Below are 656 nucleotides of genomic sequence, written 5' to 3'. Positions count from 1 at the left end.
CCTAGATCGTTGATGGGAAAGTGTGTGCCCTGGTCAGTGGTCGTAGGCGATCAGTGACCGCTTGACCGGGGCACCGATCAGCCAGTTGTGCCAGATCGCCGCGTTCAACGCCACGATGCGCTGACAAAGACGAGCCCAGAGCCCTTCACTCGTGCGGGCGGCGTGGCGCTCCAACCCGAGCTGGTTCTTCAACGTCCAGATGATCGCTTCGATCCTTTGTCTCAACCACCCGGGAAAAGCCTGGTCGGGTTCGTCCTTGCGCGGTGGGCGGACCAGGACGTGTCCCAGGTCCGCAGCGGCCCTTTCGATCCCGACCCCGGCGAAGCCCTTGTCGCACACGATCGGGCACGCCCCTGGGGCCGGGGGTTGCACATGCAACAGGTGCAGGGCCTGCTTGCGCTCGTCCACCTCCTTAGGGTGGGCCAGGGAGAACGCGCACACCGTCCCCTCGGCGGTGGTGATGAGCATGAGCTTGGCGCCCCAGTAGAACGCGTGCTGGGAGGTGTCCATGCCGTACCCGGCCATCTCGCCCAGGCCGGAGCGGTTGACCGTGACCCGGGAGGCACCGCAGCGCATCGGGGTGCCCTCCGTCAACCGGAGTTTCTCATGCCAGGCGGGGGTCGCCTGGGCGAGCCACTGGGCGGCTTTGAGCAGGG

1 protein-coding gene is annotated in these 656 nt (G+C 66.6%); it reads right to left on the bottom strand.

Annotation, left to right across the window (positions count from 1 at the left end):
* Positions 1-33 precede the first annotated feature (33 nt).
* A partial coding sequence (locus tag AC0T5L_RS27150; protein WP_476168339.1) for a transposase occupies positions 34-656 on the bottom strand: 623 nt, incomplete at its 5' end.

The sequence above is a fragment of the Nocardiopsis sp. TRM 82005 genome (assembly GCF_056312425.1).
The sequence above is the reverse complement of the archived record's forward strand: the minus strand, read 5'-3'. Positions and strand labels throughout refer to the sequence as shown.